The organism is Pseudomonas sp. NPDC087614, from assembly GCF_044743485.1.
GTDB lineage: Bacteria > Pseudomonadota > Gammaproteobacteria > Pseudomonadales > Pseudomonadaceae > Aquipseudomonas > Aquipseudomonas baetica_A.
In genome coordinates, this window is sequence record NZ_JBIUWN010000004.1 from 1 (window position 1) to 18,279 (window position 18,279).

Genomic DNA, 18,279 nt, shown 5'->3' on the forward strand with positions numbered 1-18,279 from the left:
GTATGACCTCATCACCCTCAAGTGCAACGGCGAACTGCTGGAACCCAAGCCCAAGGTCAATCAGAATCAGGCGCCGCAACCGCCGAACCCCGGTGACGAAACCCCCATCACCATTTGCTTCACCGTCACCCGCGCCTTTCTGGACCAGGCGAAACGGCTGGATAAAAAGCTGTATTTCTCCTACACCGTCACCGACCAGCTCGGCAACGGCCCGGACACGCCGTGGTCGCCGGTGCAGAGCGTGGATGAGGATCTGGATGGCACGCTGTTGGATAAGCCGATTCTGCGAGAAATCGCAAGCGATACAACCGACGAGCCGGGCATCATTGACCTTAAAAAGCTCGGAAGTAATCCACTGCTACTGTTCGTATCGACGGCGGACCCGCGCTTCGAGCCTGGCGACAAGATCAAGGCCACTTACACCGCGAAAATACTTGGGCAGGATGACCTGGTAGGGTTTGTCACCGGTGAAGTCAAAACGGACCCGATCGGTAACAAAGTCAGCTGCATTCTGAAAGTACCGAACGAAGATGTGATTGTCGCCAGCAGCGTCACAGTCAAATACAAATTACTGCGCAAACTCGACGACACACTGAAAGCCGAATCCAACACCGCCTCTGCAACAGTAGAAGGCGAGTACATGGAACTGAAACCCGCCGGCGTGCAGCAAGCCAACGGCAACACCCTGTCGCCCATGGCCGCCCTTTCCAGACTCACCATCGTCGTGCCACAAGGCACCACCCTCCCCACCGACCTGATCAGCGTTAGCTGGGTCCCCGAACCCGGCACCCACGCTGAAGGCTCATTCACCAGCGATCCACGGCCGATCAGCGAGATTGGTCTGAGCATCGATATTCCGCCGGCAGTATTGGCCTTTTGTCTCGGCGGTAAAGTGACCGTCAGTTACACCATTACCCGTGGCAACGGCCAGCCACAACCGTCAGATCCGTTCATCCTCAATGTGCAGGAACTGCCCCAAGCAGAACTCCTCGCCCCTCGTTTGAAGGAAGCGAGCAATGCAGGTGAAGGAGCGGAACTGAACCTGTCCGAGCTGACACCTGAAGGCAAAATGTGGTTTTCAGGTTTCCCCTTCAATGCGGTGGGGCAATATGTCTGGGTGCTGTTCAAGGGCACCAATGCCGACGGCTCGGCTTATGAAAAATACATCTGGGCCGCACCGTTTGCCTTCGTCAATGATGATTGGGTGAAGAATGGCTACTTCGAAGCGACTGCACCTTATGAAGATTTGAAAGGGTTGAAGGGTGGGATGCCACTGACCATGGAGATGTGGGTGGCGTTTGGGAAGAGTCAGGATTTGTCGTTGGCGAAGCGGTTTGTGCTGCGTACTTATATCGTCAGTGCCGTGGAGGATGTCAGGCCGACTATTACTTCAGTGAAAGGCTCGCCTAGTAATGAAGAGATCCCTGAGGGCGGTACAACAGTGGAAACTGCCGTTACTTTGACGGGTACGGCTGCCAAAGGCCAGAAGGTCGATATTCTTGATGGTGTGAGTGTCGTAGACGAAGCGGTAGCTGATGCTATAACCGGCGTCTGGACGTTGCTGGTGCCCAAACTCACCGCGACTGATTACAGTTTCACTGCTAAGGCCAAGTATGGGTCGGGACAGGTATCGCAGCCTCCGCGGACACTCACCATAACGGACTCTATTATCATTAAAGAGTTTGGCGGCGGCGTATATATTAACGGCGGCGTTAAAGATATTGGAGTGGCAACAATTACATATAGAATTTTGAGCGGCAATCCAGTTGAAGCCACTGGCATAAACGGTTTGACTCTGCAAAACGGATATGCAGGCTCTGTCGGCTTTGGAACTCACAAAGTTACATTCTATTTAAAAGGGCGCAGTTTTAATACAATTTCGTTCCCACTGCACTCTAAAATCTATGATGCTCAAGGGCCAGTCTTAGTCCCTGGCGTTACGGGGAATGTGGCCCTTATCAGTTCAAATGCTATAGTCCACACACAGCAAACAACCAGCCAATGGGGTTATCCACTGGTACAGATAAAACTTATAAATGAAACCTTCACCAGTTTTGAAATCACCCAAAATGATGCGGTACAACGATATTGGTCTACAGGACACTTCGTGTCGGAAATAACTTTGAGTAATAGTTAATTTAGGAACCAGTAGTAATTTTTGTGCGCCTCACTAATCAGAGGAAAAACCGGCCAGCTAATAAATTGAGCGTTCAAGCACTACCAACAAATGGGACGGATTTATTTAACCAGTGATTTAAACAGCGGGGCTTGATCGAGATTTCTATGCTGACCGGGATGGCTCTTTCGCGAGCAAGTTCGCTCCCACAGGGAAATGCATTGCAAATGTGGGAGCGAGCTTGCTCGCGAAGGCGGTGGGTCAGTCAGTGAGAGGTCGACTGGTACACCGCTTTCGCGAGCAGGCTCGCTCCCACTCTGGACTGCGGATGTCCTGAGCAAAACTGGCGGAAGGCAGCCGGAGTCGAACCTGCCCGGGAACGGATGCCGTCCCCAACCGGGTTTGAAGCCCGGCCGCGCCACCGGGCGCGATTGCCTTCCTTTAACTCATTGGGCGCAGGCGTTGGCCAGCGCGTTGTCGGGGCGGATCTGGCGGGATTCGCCGAGGCGTCGGGTCAGGCCGACGCGGTCGAAATATTCCAGATACTGAATGCAGCGTTTGCGTCCCAAGCCTAGCGCATCGCGGAAGGTTGTCACCTGGATCTGCGGATTTTCCTTGGCGAGCTTCAGGAGCACGTCGGTCATTTGGCGCAGTTGCACGTCACTCAAGAACAGGTCGCGCACCACTTGATGCATCAGCCCGAGCCGCGCCAGTTTGCGCAGCAGCAGGCGCACGATGGCGTCGTCCTGGCTGAGCATTTTCGCGACGTCGCGTACCCACGGCGGGTCGAATTCGGCGTTTTCGAATAGCGGTTGCAGTTGTTGCCAGAGGCTTTCGTCCTCGGTATTCAAGCGCACCTGATGATCCGGCAGGTGCAGCCACGGCCCACTTGCCTGAATCGATCCGGCCGCCAGCAATTCATCCAGCAAACTGACAAACGTCGAACGCTCCAGCGCCAAACCACTGAAGCGCCGCAAGCGATCGCGATCCGGCCCCATCTGGTCGGGTTCCAGTTCATGGAACTGCGCCAGTTGCTCCAACAGGGTGAATTTCAGCTGTGCCCAGCGCTGCACGTTGAACAGCAGCGGGCCTTGGCGGGTATCGATCAGGCGGACGTTTTCAGCTAATGACCAAGTCGAGCGAGGGCGATTGAATTGGCGTTCCAGCCGCAACGGGTCGAGGCCACCCGCGCTGTAGTTGAGCAGTACGGGCAAGACCTGTTCGAACTCGTCGCCCGAGACCAAGGCGCGCAGTTGCTCCAGACGTTCGGGGCTACGCCGTTGTCGCGCCGGGGCGAACGGGTCGAGGACCTGACCGCCACCGAGGGTGCGTTGCGCACTTTGGTCGCGCAGGATCAGGCGATCGCCCTTCACCGCGTGCACCGGCGCATTGATCAGCAGTTGCGCGAACATGCGCTCGCCGTGTCTCAAGCGCGGCCCCTCGAGCAAGGCCACCCGGGCGATGACATCTTGTGTACCCAGATGCACGTGCACCGGGTGAAAGTGTTCGAAGGTGCGTTCGCCGGGCAGCAGTTGAAAGTCAATGTCGATCCGTTGCGTCGGCGCGTGCAGCCATTCGCTCAGCAACCACTGGCCGCGATGGATCTGCGCCAGTTCGAGGCGTTCACCCGTCAGGTTCAACGCCACCCGCTGACCAGCGAAGGCTTGCTCGGCGGGTTGATTCTGCGCATGCAGGCCGCGCACTCGCACGGTTTTCCCGGCTGGCCCGAGGGTGAGTTTGTCGCCGATGGCCACCGCGCCCGACAACGCCGTCCCCGTGACCACAATCCCCGCGCCGGCGACGCTGAATGCGCGGTCGATCGCCAGACGAAAACCACCTTCACGGCTGCGTTCATACACTTCGCTTTGCGTCTGCAGCAACACCTCGCGCAGCGTCTCAATGCCCTGCCCGCTCAGGCTCGACACGGTCAGGATCGGCGCATCGGCAAACGGCCCGGCCCCCAGTAAATCCAGAATCTGCCGCTGAACCTCCTCCACCCTGCCCGCCTGGACCCGGTCACACTTGGTGATCGCCACCAACGCCCGGGGAATGCCGAGCAACTGGACAATCGCCAGATGCTCACGGGTTTGTGGCATCACGCCGTCGTCTGCTGCGACCACCAGCAACACCAAATCAATGCCCTGTGCCCCGGCGAGCATATTGTGGGTGAATTTCTCGTGGCCCGGCACGTCGATGAACCCGGTCAGCCCCGCGCCCGGTTCGAGTTCAGCGTAAAGATAACCGAGGTCGATGGTCATGCCGCGTTCGCGTTCCTGCGGGCGGCGGTCGCCGGTTTGTCCGGTCAGGGCTTGTAGCAGCGACGTCTTGCCGTGGTCGATGTGCCCCGCCGTGCCGACGATCACGGGTCGACCTGCAACTGCGGCAATTGCGCGAGCCATGCCGGTTCATCATCGAGTTGGCGCAGATCGAGCCACAGCGCATCGTCGTCGATACGACCGAGCACCGGGATCGGCAACGCTCGCAACGCCGCTTCCAGATTCAGCAGGCAGCGCCCGCGCAAACGCTTTGAAACCTGCGGACGGCAACACAGCGCCGCACTCGGTAAACGCGCCACCGGTTGGCTGCCGCTGCCGATCATGCCCAAGGCCTCAACTGCACTAACCTGCCAAACCGACCCCAAGATTTCAGCCATCAAGGGCTGCAAGCGTGAGGCCTGGGCGAAGATGTCGGCTTGCGGTCGAGTCAACAACCGCAAGCTCGGCAGACGTTCGGCCAGCCGATCCGGATCGCGATACAGCCCGAGCACCGCCTCCAGCGCCGCCAGGGTCAATTTATCCACCCGCAATGCGCGTTTCAGCGGGTTTTTCTTGATCTTCGCGATCAGCTCTTTGCGCCCAACGATCAACCCGGCCTGCGGGCCACCCAGCAATTTGTCGCCGCTGAAAGTGACGATATCCGCACCATCCAACAACGCTTGGCGCACCGTCGGTTCGGCCGGCAAGCCCCACCGCGTCAGGTCCAGCAGACTGCCGCTGCCCAGATCCTCCAGCAGCGGCAAACCATGCCGATGGGCCAACTCGGCCAGTTCAGCGGTCGGCACGCGAGCAGTAAATCCTTCGATGCTGTAGTTGCTCGCATGCACGCGCATGATCAAACCGCTGCGTGGGTTGATCGCCGCTTCGTAGTCGCGGGCGTGGGTACGATTGGTCGTGCCGACTTCATGCAGGCGCACGCCGGCGCGGGCCATGATGTCGGGGATGCGGAAGGCGCCGCCGATCTCGATCAGCTCGCCGCGCGAAATAATGCCTTCTTTGCGCGCGCCGAGGCTGTTGAGCGTCAGCAGCACCGCAGCGGCATTGTTGTTGACCACGGTGACGGCTTCGGCGCCGGTCAGTTCGCGGATCAGGCCTTCGATCAGATCGTCACGGTCGCCGCGTTTGCCGCTGGCCAGATCGAATTCCAGGTTGAGCGGGTACCGCGCGGCCATTTGCACGGCGTCAATGGCTTCCTCCGGCAACAGCGCCCGCCCCAGATTGGTGTGCAGCACCGTGCCGGTCAGGTTGAACACCCGTCGAACCTGGCTGCGCTGTTGCTGGGCCAGGCGTTCACCGACGCGGCCGGCGAGCACCTCGGGGCGGATTTCAATCGCCGCCAATTGCCCGTTCAGCACGCTCGAACGCAGCTCATCGAGCAACTGCCGCAAACAGGCCAACAACGCCTCACGCCCATAACGTTGGGCCAGCGGCAGGCACGCCGGATGACGCAACACACCATCAACGGAAGGTAAACGCAGGGCACCGCTGGCAGACATCAGCCACTCCCGAAACAAAAGACCGTTCGGCGAGTGTAGACGCTGTGGTCATTCGTCTCCTGGCGCCAGCAACAGATTGGGTGCCAAACGCTGAAAGCCGTCCTGGGCCAGACGCATGTCCAGCAGCAGGCTGGCGAGATCCCCCGACAACGCTTCGGCGTCGGCGTCGTTTTCCAGATAGAGCAACTTCAGATAGGTGTTGCAACCGGGGCAGACTTCGGCGCGCAACGGTGCTTGATTGGCGGCGTGGCGATCGTCCTCAAGGCTCAGGTAGTCGAGGCCTTTGCTTTGCTCGCAGTACACACACTTGACCCGCACTACATGCCATTCGCAGGCGCACAGCGAACACGCCAGATAGCGCAAACCGTTGTGTTTGCCGCGATGGCGGATGACACCGGCCATTGCCGGCGACCCGCAGGCCGGGCATTGGCTGAGGCTGTCGCCAGGTTTGAGTTTCAGGCTCGGCGCACTGAGTAACCAGTGACTCCACGCCACCTGCAACGCCGCGCCGAGAAACGGCACCAGTTGCGCCGGCACCATCGAATACTGGCCACTGACCAAGGCAACGGCCCAACTGCGCAACTGGCCAGGGCTGGCAGCGCACAACGTGTCCACCGCATCAACGACAGCAAGCTGTTCAACCGGCTGATAGCGTTTTAATAAAGCGTCGAGATAAGCCTGCCAGCCCTCTTCGCGCACCAACGTATCGGCAGCGAACGGCGGCAAACCGTGTTGCTGACACGCCTCAATGCGCTGCGCATCGAATGGCGCCGTCAGCGGCGGATCGTCCATGACTTGTTGCTGAACCTGGCACAACCCGGCGATCAGGCGCAGATAATCGGTCAACGGATGCCCCTCGGCCAGTTGCTCCAGGCGCTGGGCGCGCAGGGAAAACAGGTTATGCGGTGGCAGATACAGAAACGGCGGCGAACTGGCCGCCGCTTCGATTTCTCCGGGTTCGAGAATGGTTGGCAAAAGTCAGCCCTTTTTCGTCGCCGGTCGTTCCGGCGTCTCTTTATGAAGTTCATCGCGGGTGATGTCGCGATACCAGAGCTCGTGGTGTTTTTTCGCCCAGGCGCGGCTGACCCAGCCATGCATCATCGCGTCGATCGAGCCCTTGATCCACAGCCCGGCGTAGATGTGAATGATGATGCTCAGGATCAACACAAACCCGGCCAACGCATGCAACAGCATCGCCCAGCGGATCACGGTGATGCCGAAAAATGCGCTGAAATACGCCCGCCAGATCACCAGCCCGGTGAACAACAGCCCCAGCATGCACAGCAGTAAAGTCCAGAACAGCAGCTTCTGCCCGGCGTTGTACTTGCCCACCGGTGGCACGCTCTGTTCGTCGTTGACCAGCACCCGATCAATACGGCGCAGCCACTTCCCGTCATTGGCGATAAAGACGTTCGCGCGCCAGAAACGAAAAACCAGCCCAAGGAACAACAGAAACATCAGCACGCCCATGAACGGGTGCAGAATCCGCGTCCACGGCCCGCCGCCGAACAGGTTGCTCAGCCAGAACATCGAGGGATGAAACAGCGCGAGCCCAGACAGCCCGGCCATGAAGAACAGGATCGCCACCAACCAGTGATTGGTGCGCTGGTTGGCGGTGTAACGCAGGATCGTCTTGTTGCTCATGGCCGGTCCTCCCCGCGTGGATCGAAGGTGTGTACCGCCGGATCAACGACATGCACCGAAGCATCGGGAGGTGCCGAATGCTCGTCTTCTTCGACGCGGTTCGGCCCGATTCGCACATAGTGGAAGAACCCTGCCAGCACCGCCGCGCCCATGGCCAGCAAGCCAAGGGGTTTGCTGATGCCTTTCCACAGGCCTACCAAAGGACTGATCGCCGGACTATCCGGCAGCCCCGCGTAGATGTTCGGCGTGTCGGCATGGTGCAGCACGTACATGACGTGGGTGCCGCCAACCCCTGACGGGTCATACAGGCCAGCGTTGTCAAAGCCACGACTCTTGAGATCGACGATGCGCTCGGCGGCGTGTTCCTTCATGTCTTCCTTGGTGCCGAAAACGATAGCGCCGGTCGGGCAGGTTTTCACGCAGGCCGGCTCCAGCCCGACCGCGACCCGATCCGAGCACAAGGTGCATTTGTAAGCCTTGTGATCTTTCTGCGAGATTCGCGGAACGTCGAACGGGCAACCGGTGATGCAATAACCACAACCGATGCAGTGATCCTGATCGAAATCGACGATGCCGTTGGCGTGCTTGATGATCGCACCTGGACTGGGGCACGCCGCCAGGCAACCGGGCTCGGCGCAGTGCATGCAGCCGTCCTTGCGGATCAGCCATTCGAGGTTGCCGGCGTCGGTTTCGTGCTCGGTGAAACGCATCAACGTCCAGGTTTCTGCGCTCAAGTCCTGCGGATTGTCGTAGGTACCGTAGTTGTGACCAATATCGTCGCGCAACTCGTTCCATTCCGAGCACGCGACCTGACAGGCCTTGCAGCCGATGCATTTGGTGGTGTCGATCAGCTTCGCCACCTCCTGCTGATGCCTCACCGACGGCGGCTGTGTGGTCGTGGCCGAGCGGGCAATGATGTCTTGGCTGGCCATTTATAGATTCTCCACTATAGCTTCTCCACGTTGACCAGGAATGACTTGGATTCCGGGGTCTGGGTGTTGCCATCGCCGAGGAACGGCACCAGGGTGTTGGTCAGGTATCCGTGCCGCGTCAGCCCGGTGAACCCCCAGTGAAGCGGGATGCCGATCTGGTGCACTACCTGGCCATTGACCTGCAACGGACGGATTCTTTTGGTCACCACAGCCACCGCTTCAATGAAGCCGCGCTTGCAACTGACCCGTACCCGATCACCGGCAGCGATGCCCTTCTCTTTCGCCAGCACTTCGCCGATCTCGACAAACTGCTCGGGCTGGGTAATCGCGTTCAACTTGCAGTGCTTGCTCCAGAAGTGGAAATGCTCGGTGAGCCGGTAACTGGTGCCCGCGTAGGGGAAGTCCTTGGCCTCGCCGAGGCTGTCCCAGACCGAATCAAAGATCCGCGCCGCCGGGTTGCTGGTAGCGTTCTTGTTCTGCGGGTGCAGCGGGTTGATGCCAATCGGCGTCTCGAACGGTTCGTAATGCTCGGGGAATGGCCCTTCGGTCATCTTGTCGACGGCGAAGAACCGCGCCACGCCCTCGGGGTTCATGATGAACGGGTTCATCCCGGCTTCTGGCGGTATGTCGGCCTTGTAGTCCGGCACATCGGTGCCGCCCCAGGTTTTGCCGTTCCACCACACCAAGCGCTTTTTCGGATCCCACGGCTTGCCCGCAACGTCCGCCGACGCGCGGTTGTAGAGAATCCGCCGGTTGGCCGGCCAGGCCCACGCCCAACCCAGATGCTGGTGCATGCCATAGGGGTCGGCATTGTCACGCCGGGCCATCTGGTTGCCGGCCTCGGTCCAACTGCCGGCAAAAATCCAGCAGCCGGACGCGGTGCTGCCATCGTCCTTGAGCTGGGCGAAACCGGCCAGTTGCGTATTGCCCTTGATCTTCGCGCCGCTGGCATCGTTGAAGTCTGTCGTGGCGTAGCCGTTTATCTCCTTGGCGATTTCCTCGGGGGAAGGTTCAGTGGCAATTTTGTAGGGCCAGGACAGTTTCAACAGCGGATCGGCGAAGGTGCCGCCGTTTGCCGCATAGCGCTGGCGCAGACGCAGGAACAACTCGCTCATGATCTGGACGTCCGTGCGCGCCTCGCCAGGTCCATCCGCCCCCTTCCAGTGCCATTGCAACCAACGACTGCTGTTGACCAGTGAGCCATCTTCTTCGGCAAAGCAGGTAGTCGGCAGGCGGATCACTTCGGTCTGGATGTCGGCGCTTTTCACATCGTTGTAAGGGCCGACGTTTTCCCAGAACTGCGAGGTTTCGGTGGCCAGCGGGTCCATCACCACCAACCATTTCAACTTGGCCAGTGCCGCCATCACCCGGTTCTTGTCCGGCAGCGCAGCGATCGGGTTGAACCCCTGGCACATGTAGCCGTTGACCTTGCCCAGACTCATCAGGTCGAACATCTTGAGGATGTCGTAATTGGGGATGTCGAGTTTCGGCAGGTAGTCGTAACACCACTGGTTCTCGGCGGTGGCATTGGCGCCGTACCAGGCCTTCATCAGGCTGACGTGGAACTTGCTGTAGTTCTGCCAGGAGGACAACTGCCCGGGGCGCAGCGGTTTTTGCGTGCGTTTGGTGATGTAGGCGCTGTAGTCCTGCTCGGCGTCCTGCGGCAGCGTCAGGTAGCCCGGCAGCAAGTTGGACAACAAGCCCAGATCCGTCAGGCCCTGAATATTGGAGTGTCCGCGCAAGGCATTGACGCCACCGCCCGGCATACCCACGTTGCCTAACAGAAGCTGCACCATTGCCGCACTGCGAATGATCTGCGAACCGGTCGAGTGCTGTGTCCAGCCCAGGGCGTAGAGAATCGTCATGGTCTTGCCGGGCTGGGCGCACGTAGCGATTTCGCCCCAGATTTTCTGCATCGCATCGACCGGCATGCCGCAAATCTGGCTCACCAGTTCGATGTTGTAGCGGCTGTAATGCTGCTTCATCAATTGATAGACGCAGCGCGGGTCCTGCAGCGTCGGGTCGATTTTGACGAAACCGTCCTCACCGATTTCATAGCCCCACCCGGACTTGTCGGTGTAACTGCGTTTGGCCGCATCGTAGCCACTGAAAATGCCATCTTCGAAGCCATACCCGGCTTTGACGATGAACGACACGTCGGTGTAGTTGCGCACGTATTCGTGCTGGATCTTGTCCTCGGTGAGCAGGTAATTGATCAACCCGCCCATGAAAGCAATGTCGGTGCCGGTGCGGATCGGCGCGTAATAATCGGCCACTGACGCGGTGCGGGTAAAACGCGGATCGACCACGATCAGCCGCGCAGCGTTGTGTGCTTTGGCTTCGGTCACCCATTTGAAGCCGCACGGATGCGCTTCTGCGGTGTTGCCGCCCATCACCAGAACCAGATTCGCGTTGGCGATATCGGTCCAGGTATTGGTCATGGCACCACGGCCGTACGTCGGGGCAAGACTTGCCACCGTCGGGCCGTGTCAGACACGCGCCTGGTTATCGAACCCCAGCATGCCGAGACTGCGGATGACCTTGTGCGTCATGTACCCCGCTTCGTTGGACGAAGCTGAAGCGGCAAGAAACCCGGTGGTAAGCCAGCGATTGACTGTTTCACCTTTTTCATTCTGCTCGACGAAATTGGCGTCGCGGTCGGCTTTCATCAAATCGGCGATGCGATCGAGCGCTTGATCCCAACTGATCCGCGTCCACTCGCTGCTGCCCGGTTTGCGCGTTTGCGGGTACAGCAAGCGGCCCGGGCTGTGAATGAAGTCCAGCAGGCCCGCGCCTTTTGGACAGAGGGTGCCACGATTGACCGGATGGTCGGCGTCGCCCTCGATATGGATGATATTTTGCGCGACGTTCTTCGCAGCATCGCCCTGGCTGTACATGATCAAACCGCAACCGACCGAGCAATACGGGCAGGTGTTGCGGGTTTCATGGGTGTGGGCAAGCTTGAAGTGGCGCACCTGCTCGGCGAAGGCAAGCGTCGGGGCCATGCCCAACGCGCCAAGGCTTGAGCCTGCAAGGCCGATACCGGCGACCTTGAAGAACTGACGACGGCTGAGATCCATCGTGCACTCCTGATCAGGTGGAACCCGGTACTGGCGCCGGGTTGTATCTGGACAATCACGGTTGCGGCAGGATGACTGCCGGCTTTTTCACTGTAGACAAAGACCCTGCCACCTGCGTGAAAACCGACCGTCGGCCGTTTGTCGAGCGATCTCATGGCTTCATCCAGAGCCTCGCGGGCGCTGGCTTGCCAACGATAACGGTTTGTCACGCACCCTCAATATTGACTGTGCCGACGCCATCGCGGGCCAGCCAACTCCCACCGGGATCGTGTTGGGCTTAGAATGGCCGACAGAATTAACCCCGCCTTCACGAGACCGCGCATGACTTTTGACTTTGATCAGGTATTCGACCGCCACAACACCGGTAGCACCAAGTGGAGCCGCTATGCAGCCGACGTGTTGCCTATGTGGGTCGCTGATATGGATTTCGCCGCGCCACCGGTTGTCATCGAGGCCCTGCAGCAGCGCTTGCTGCATCCGCTGGTGGGTTACAGCGTGGCCCAGGACAACCTGCGCGAAGCCATCGTTGCCGACCTCTGGAACAAGTTCGCCTGGCAGGTCAAACCGCAAGAGCTGATCTTCCTGCCGGGCGTTGAGTCGGGCTTCAACATGGCGCTCAAAGCCCTGGTTCAGTCTCAGCAGAACGTCGTGGTCCAAGTGCCGAACTATCCACCGCTGCGTCACGCGCCGGGGCATTGGGGCTTGAACAAGGTTGAGCTGCAATTCACGCCGCAGGCCGACGGCACCTACGCCACACCACTGGATAGCCTGCGTGATTCGCTGAACGGCGGCGGCGCCCTGCTGTTGAGCAACCCGCACAACCCGATCGGCAAAGTGTTTGGCCGCGAAGAGCTGCAAGCAGTGGCGGACATCTGTGTTGCGCAGGACGCCTGGATCATCTCCGATGAAATCCACGCCGAACTGTGCTTCGACGGTCGCGTCCACATTCCGACTGCGTCCCTGAGCCCGCAAATCGCTCAGCGCACCATCACCCTGATGTCCGCGAGCAAGGCTTACAACATTGCCGGCCTGAAAACCTCGTTCATGATCATTCAGGACGCCGCGCTGCGTGAACGCGTCAACCACGCCCGTTGCGGCATGGTCGACAGCGTCAATCCGCTGGGCATGGAAGCGACTCGCGTGGCCTACAGCGAAGCCGGCCCATGGCTCGCCGAGATGAAAACCTACCTGCAGGCCAACCGGGATTATCTGGTTGAAGCGGTGCGCAGCCGCTTGCCGGGCGTGACCATGAATGTGCCGCAGGGCACTTATCTGGCCTGGCTCGATTGCTCGGCGCTGGATCTGGCCAACCCGCAGCAGTTTTTCCTTGAGCAGGCCAAGGTAGGGTTGAGCGCCGGTCTGGATTTTGGCGACCAAAGCCAACAGTTCGTACGCCTGAACTTTGGCTGCCCGCGCTCCATGCTCGAAGAAGGTATTGCGCGCATGGAGCGGGCACTGGCCAACCGCTGAATCTGAAAGCATCGCGAACCTGCTGCACGGCATCAGCGCACAACCGATCCTTGCCGGCCCTGAACAACGCAAAAACCAAAAACCCGAAAGTCTTCAGCAAAAAAATGGATCTCTCGCGGATTCTCAGTGGTCACAACCTTAACCCCTCGCCGGGAGTCACCGGCGGGGCCCGGCACGTTCGGTTCCCGTGTGGCGAAAGGCCTATGACAAGGAACCCCGAAGATTAAGGTTACGGTCATGAAAGAATGCTCGACTCCTGCGCAAATCAAGGCATGCAGGGCTTTGGCCCTGGAACGCAATCGTCAATTGTTCGAACAAGCGCAAGCGCTGAATCGAGCGGCGCATGAATTACTCGAAGCCGGGCAACTGGATTTCGAACAGTTTGAGCACTACCGGGCCTTGCGCCGAAAAGCCGATGTGAAGTTCGCCGATGCCATTGAGCACCTGTGCGTATTGAATGAAGATTTCCCGCCGATTCCGATGTCAGTGCAGAACTCGCAGGGGTTGCGTCGCCAGCTTGAGACCAGTTGATGATCAAACGCCCCAGAAAAGCCCGGCCTTCGTCGCCGGGCTTTTCTTTGATCAGCTTCCCGGATTGGTGAACTGTATGTACACCGAATAACTGCCCAGCAGCACCCAAAACGTCGCAAAGATCCACGGCGTGCGCAGGGAAAACAGCAACGACTTGCGATAGCCCTTATGACTCGACTCCATTTCGCTGAACAGCGGTGACTCGTCATAGGCCAAGCCCATCAGCGGCTCGCTGAGCAGCAAATGGCTTTGTTTGAAGTGCCAGTGGTCGATGATCTCGTATGCCGCACGAATTCCCGGCCAGGCGTTGAGCGAACTGAGCAGCCCGAGTAGCGCCAGAAACGCCGGCACCACCAAGGTAAACAACTTGCCCCACTCTGGGTTGAGGTTGGACATGCACGATGCAAAGGCAATCACCAGAAACGACTGTGCGGCCAGATAAGCGTCGGTGCGATTGGCGAGAATGCTGGTTTCGTACTGGATCTCCCGGCGATAGAAATCCAGCCGTTCCTTGGGCGAGCCGAACATCTTGGCGTCATGTTCGGTCAGGGTTTCTTCAGCGGTCGGCTGGGTCAATATACGAGACAAGGGACGCACGCTCCGGAGCGGGGGGAACCGTTTAGAAGCATCGCGTTACGCACTAGTTCAGCCGGATTTACCGGGCGTCATTCAATCCGGTTGCGCAGGCGCTTCGTTATGGATGGCCCACCAGCGTGGCAACAACTGTTTGATCCGACGCTCGGCAAAGCGGTCGTCGATCAGCATCACCACGCCGCGATCCTCGCGGGTGCGGATCACGCGTCCGGCCGCCTGGACGACTTTCTGCACGCCAGGAAACAGGTAGGTGTAGTCGTAGCCAGCACCGAAAATCGCCGCCATGCGCCGTTTCAACTGTTCATTGACCGGATTGAGTTGCGCCAGTCCCAGCGTGGCGATGAACGCGCCGATCAGGCGCGCGCCCGGCAAGTCGATACCCTCGCCGAAGGCCCCGCCCAAGACCGCAAAGCCAACGCCCTGACTCTCGGCGGTGAACTGGTCGAGAAAGGCCTGCCGCGCCCCTTCGACCATGCCTCGCGACTGCTGCCACAGGGTGATGGTTGGGTGCCGTTCGGCCAGTAACGTTGCCACCTGTTGCAGGTAATCGAAACTGCTGAAGAACGCCAGATAGTTGCCCGGGCGCTCGCTGAACTGCCGGGCGATCAGTTCGACAATCGGCTCCAGCGATGCCTGGCGATGATTGAAGCGTGTCGAAATCCGGCTGATGACCTGCACCTGCAATTGCTCGGCGCTGAACGGCGACTCGACGTCAATCCAAACGGTGTCGGCCGGCGTGCCGAGCAAATCGGCGTAATAGTGACGCGGGCTCAGCGTGGCGGAAAACAGCACGCAGCTACGCGCCGCTTTGAGGCGCGGGCCAATGAACGCCGCCGGCACTACGTTGCGCAGGCACAGTTGCGATAGCGGGCGTTTACGGTCGAGGTCGCGCTTGCTGATGTCGAACAGGAAATGCGCGTCGTACAGTTCCGCCACCCGGGAAAATTGCAGCAAATCGAAGTAGAAGTTCTGCAATCCACTGTCGAGCCCTTGCGGGTGATCATTGAGGTAGTCGCCAATGGCTGCGCTACACAGGGCGATCGCCTGCAGGAGTTTTTCCGGAGCCTTGTCATAGGCCTGATACGGCGCCAGTTGCGGCGCCTGCAACGCATTCCACTCACGGTTGACCCGTTGCAGGGAGTTTTTCAGCGCTTGGGGGGCTGTTTTGCGAACGCTGCCCAGCGTGGCTTGATCGAGACTGGCGCTGTACATCTGCCGACCGCGCTCAACGAGGTTGTGTGCTTCGTCCGCCAGGACCGCCACCTTCCATTGATTGAGCTGTGCGAGGCCGAACAGCAACGCGCTGAAATCGAAGTAATAGTTGTAGTCGGCGATCACCACGTCCGCCCAACGGGCCATTTCCTGGCTCAGGTAATACGGACACACCGAATGCTGTGCAGCGACTTCACGCATCGCCGCTTGATCGAGCCGGCGGATTCGACTGGCCGCTTCACGGGCGGCCGGCAGGCGATCATAAAAGCCCTGGGCCAACGGACAGGACTCGCCGTGACAGGCCTTGTCCGGGTGTTCGCAGGCCTTGTCCCGAGCCACCATCTCCAGCACGCGCAGGGGCAAGGTGGCCGATTGATCGAACAACACCTGACTGGCATCCAGCGCCAGTTTGCGCCCCGGTGTCTTGGCGGTCAGAAAGAACACTTTGTCCAGTTGCTGCGGTGCCAACGCCTTGAGCATCGGGAACAGCGTACCGAGGGTTTTGCCGATGCCGGTGGGCGCTTGCGCCATCAGACAACGGCCCGTGCTGACAGCCTTGAATACCGATTCCGCCAGATGGCGTTGCCCCGGACGAAAATCCGCATGGGGAAACACCAATTGCTGCGCGGCCAGATTACGCGCCTGGCGATGCACCATTTCCCGTTCGGCCCAATGCAGGAACAAAGCGCATTGCTGCTCGAAGAAAACCTGCAAGGTCTGGGCGCTGAACGCATCCACCAGACAGGTTTCCTTTTCGCTGACGATGTCGAAATACACCAGCGCCAGATTGATCTGCTCAAGTTGCAGTTTGCAGCACATCAGCCACCCGTAGACCTTCGCCTGCGCCCAGTGCAACTGTCGGTGATTGGCCGGTTGTTTGCTCAGATCGCCGCGGTAGGTTTTGACTTCTTCGAGGCAGTTCCGCCCCGGGTCGTAGCCATCCGCCCTGCCCTTGACCTTCAACTGGCGGAACTCACCTTCCAGTGCCACTTCGCTTTGATAGGTGTCGCTGCGCCTGGACGCGACGGTGCGATGGCCGGCCATGCCTTCGAGTGCCGTCGGTGACGGCGTGAAGCGCAGGTCGAGGTCGCCGGTCTTGGCGGTGAACTCACACAGCGCGCGCACCGCAACGCTGTAGCTCAAGCGCTCTGCTCCGCCCATTGCACGTAACACACCGCGACCGGCATCTGGTGTTGGTGGCAAAACTCCAGCCAGCGCAGTTGGTTGTCCTGCAAGCGGTCGCCAGGACCTTTGACTTCGATCATTCGATAGGTTTTGTGCTGCGGCCAGAACTGGATCAGGTCCGGCATGCCGGTACGGTTGGCCTTGATGTCGAGCAGCAAACGCTGGAACCAGTGTTTGAGGTGTTCGGCGGGCAGACAGGCCAGCGCCTGCTCCAGTAATTCTTCATTCAATGCACCCCAGAACACGAACGGCGACTGTATGCCCCACTTGGCGACAAAGCGCTCGCGGATGGTGGCGGCATAACGGCCATCCTCCAGCTCAGCGAGGCAGGCTTGAAACACGTCGGCGCGGCGTTGCGAGAAGTCTTCATTGAGCAGGTCCACCGGCCCGCGCTGAAACGGGTGAAAGAACGCCCCCGGCAACGGTGCGAATATCGCCGGCCAGCAGAGCAACCCGAACAATGAGTTGATCAGGCTGTTTTCAACGTAATGCACCGGGCCCTCTTCGTCATGCAAGTGCGCCTGCACGTAATACTCCACCGACAGCGCGGGATCGCTGCGCGGCAAGTGCAGATCCAGACGCTCCACCGGTTTTGTCATCGCACGTTTGAGCGGCGGACCACCGAGTTTGCGCCGCAAGCGCGGCAAAATCCGTTGCAGGCCTTGCTGCTCGGCAGCGCTTTCGGGGGTTTGTTCGGCGAGCGTGGCCAGTTCCAGCGCCCGGCCGTATTCGCTGCGGCGTTCCAGCACGCGGATCATCCGCAAGCGAGCACCGGGATAGGCGCAATCGCGATAGACAGTCAGGGCCAAAGCAAACTCGCTGATGCGTTCGCAGTATTGGGCGATCTGGAACAACACCTTGGCGCGTCGCCGTTGCAGCCAGGGGTTGTCGAAGTGCAAGGCGCTGACCTGCCCGACAATGGTTTCCAGTGGCTCACCGGCCTCGAAGCGCAATTGGCAGTGGTGCAGAAACAGACACGCGTCGACGTCCTCACGGCTGCGCAGACCACGGGAATCGGCGCAGAACTCGACTTTTTCGTAGGTAAAGATGCCGAGGTCAGCCAACACGAATTCGGACCAGTCCTGATACAGGTTGCCGAAAAACATCAGTCGCAAGCGATCGCACAGGTCCATGATGGTCAGGCTGAACAAGCGATCAGCCAGCAGAGGCGCCCAGTCGCGCAGGCTTCTGGCTTCGGGGAACTGCTCGGCGAGCAGCGCCAGCCAGTCGTCCTTGCGCCCCTTGGGTTGCTCGATAAAGGCGCCGAACGCTTGCACAATCTCGGCTTTGAGCAACACATCAAACAGTTCTGCCATCGCCAACGGCGCGTGTTCGTCGAGCCAGCCGCAAGCCAGCAACGGTTGCGCCGCACAGGCGATATCGCCGATTTCCGCGTAACTGAGCTTGCCGGCACGAAAATGCACGCCCTTGCGCATGACCATCCGCACCAGCAAGCCCTGCGACGCGCGAGGCAACGTTTTGAAGTCGCCGATAAATGCGTGCTCCGCTTCGCTCAATACATCGGCATAACGAAGCTCAAGCCAATCAAGCACTTGCCGGAAGTTGTTGAGGTAATAGAACGGATCATCAAGGGGATTGGCAGTCACGGGAATTCAGGGCCATGGAGGACGAATACTGGTTATGCGTACAGATAACAGCTCTGCCCCACCCGGCGCAAACGGAAAAAGATAAATGGCATTTTTAACCGGCCAATAGAACTTTTCCCGGCGCGATGGCACCAAC

Annotated in this window: 11 protein-coding genes, 1 tRNA gene and 1 pseudogene; 3 read left to right on the forward strand and 10 right to left on the reverse strand. The window is 59.5% G+C overall.

The features are described from left to right. Positions 1-2,137: pseudogene (locus tag ACIOWA_RS02335) on the forward strand (hypothetical protein); the annotation flags it as partial. A gap of 323 nt (positions 2,138-2,460) precedes the next feature. Here the strand turns inward: ACIOWA_RS02335 and ACIOWA_RS02340 are convergent. The 7 genes from ACIOWA_RS02340 to fdnG form a co-directional block, all read right to left on the reverse strand. After that, positions 2,461-2,556 (reverse strand) — tRNA-Sec (locus tag ACIOWA_RS02340). Between the two features lie 6 nt (positions 2,557-2,562). After that, positions 2,563-4,479, reverse strand: coding sequence for a selenocysteine-specific translation elongation factor (gene selB / locus ACIOWA_RS02345; RefSeq protein ID WP_401158085.1), 1,917 nt, complete (start codon positions 4,477-4,479; stop codon positions 2,563-2,565). Further along, positions 4,476-5,888, reverse strand: a complete 1,413-nt coding sequence (gene selA / locus ACIOWA_RS02350; RefSeq protein WP_401157960.1) for an L-seryl-tRNA(Sec) selenium transferase — start codon at positions 5,886-5,888, stop codon at positions 4,476-4,478. Before selA ends, selB begins: the two co-directional genes overlap by 4 nt. Before the next feature lie 48 nt (positions 5,889-5,936). After that, entirely contained in the window at positions 5,937-6,863 is a 927-nt protein-coding gene (gene fdhE / locus ACIOWA_RS02355; RefSeq protein ID WP_401157962.1) for a formate dehydrogenase accessory protein FdhE, read from the reverse strand. Between the two features lie 3 nt (positions 6,864-6,866). Continuing rightward, positions 6,867-7,532, reverse strand: a complete 666-nt coding sequence (locus ACIOWA_RS02360) for a formate dehydrogenase subunit gamma (protein WP_339464204.1) — start codon at positions 7,530-7,532, stop codon at positions 6,867-6,869. Next, positions 7,529-8,464 carry a formate dehydrogenase subunit beta gene (gene fdxH, locus ACIOWA_RS02365; RefSeq protein ID WP_401157965.1) on the reverse strand — a complete coding sequence of 312 codons (936 nt, stop codon included), beginning with the start codon at positions 8,462-8,464 and terminating at the stop codon, positions 7,529-7,531. The genes ACIOWA_RS02360 and fdxH overlap by 4 nt, the downstream gene beginning before the upstream one ends. Before the next feature lie 14 nt (positions 8,465-8,478). Continuing rightward, positions 8,479-11,544, reverse strand: coding sequence for a formate dehydrogenase-N subunit alpha (gene fdnG, locus ACIOWA_RS02370; protein WP_401157967.1), 3,066 nt, complete (start codon positions 11,542-11,544; stop codon positions 8,479-8,481). A 321-nt stretch (positions 11,545-11,865) separates the two neighbouring features. Between fdnG and ACIOWA_RS02375 the strand changes: the two genes are divergently transcribed. Next, positions 11,866-13,014, forward strand: a complete 1,149-nt coding sequence (locus tag ACIOWA_RS02375) for a MalY/PatB family protein (protein ID WP_401157969.1) — start codon at positions 11,866-11,868, stop codon at positions 13,012-13,014. Positions 13,015-13,251: 237 nt separating this feature from the next. Beyond that, complete coding sequence (locus tag ACIOWA_RS02380; RefSeq protein ID WP_339464208.1) at positions 13,252-13,545, forward strand: hypothetical protein; 294 nt, start codon at positions 13,252-13,254, stop codon at positions 13,543-13,545. A gap of 51 nt (positions 13,546-13,596) precedes the next feature. Here ACIOWA_RS02380 and ACIOWA_RS02385 read toward each other — a convergent pair whose 3' ends face one another. The 3 genes from ACIOWA_RS02385 to ACIOWA_RS02395 all read right to left on the reverse strand — a co-directional run bounded on the left by ACIOWA_RS02385 (position 13,597) and on the right by ACIOWA_RS02395 (position 18,143). Beyond that, a complete protein-coding gene (locus ACIOWA_RS02385) occupies positions 13,597-14,133 on the reverse strand; it encodes a hypothetical protein (RefSeq protein ID WP_339464209.1) in 537 nt (178 codons plus the stop codon). An 81-nt stretch (positions 14,134-14,214) separates the two neighbouring features. Further along, entirely contained in the window at positions 14,215-16,494 is a 2,280-nt protein-coding gene (locus ACIOWA_RS02390; protein ID WP_401157971.1) for an ATP-dependent DNA helicase, read from the reverse strand. Beyond that, positions 16,491-18,143: a VRR-NUC domain-containing protein gene (locus tag ACIOWA_RS02395; protein WP_401157973.1), complete on the reverse strand. Its 1,653-nt coding sequence runs from the start codon at positions 18,141-18,143 to the stop codon at positions 16,491-16,493. The genes ACIOWA_RS02390 and ACIOWA_RS02395 overlap by 4 nt, the downstream gene beginning before the upstream one ends. Between the last annotated feature and the right edge of the window lie 136 nt (positions 18,144-18,279).

Excerpts from the sequence above, each read along its gene's own strand:
- selA (WP_401157960.1), bottom strand. The coding sequence starts at position 5,888 with ATGTCTGCCAGCGGTGCCCTGCGTTTACCTTCCGTTGATGGTGTGTTG.
- ACIOWA_RS02360 (WP_339464204.1), bottom strand. The coding sequence starts at position 7,532 with ATGAGCAACAAGACGATCCTGCGTTACACCGCCAACCAGCGCACCAAT.
- fdxH (WP_401157965.1), bottom strand. The coding sequence starts at position 8,464 with ATGGCCAGCCAAGACATCATTGCCCGCTCGGCCACGACCACACAGCCG.
- ACIOWA_RS02375 (WP_401157969.1), top strand. The coding sequence starts at position 11,866 with ATGACTTTTGACTTTGATCAGGTATTCGACCGCCACAACACCGGTAGC.
- ACIOWA_RS02380 (WP_339464208.1), top strand. The coding sequence starts at position 13,252 with ATGAAAGAATGCTCGACTCCTGCGCAAATCAAGGCATGCAGGGCTTTG.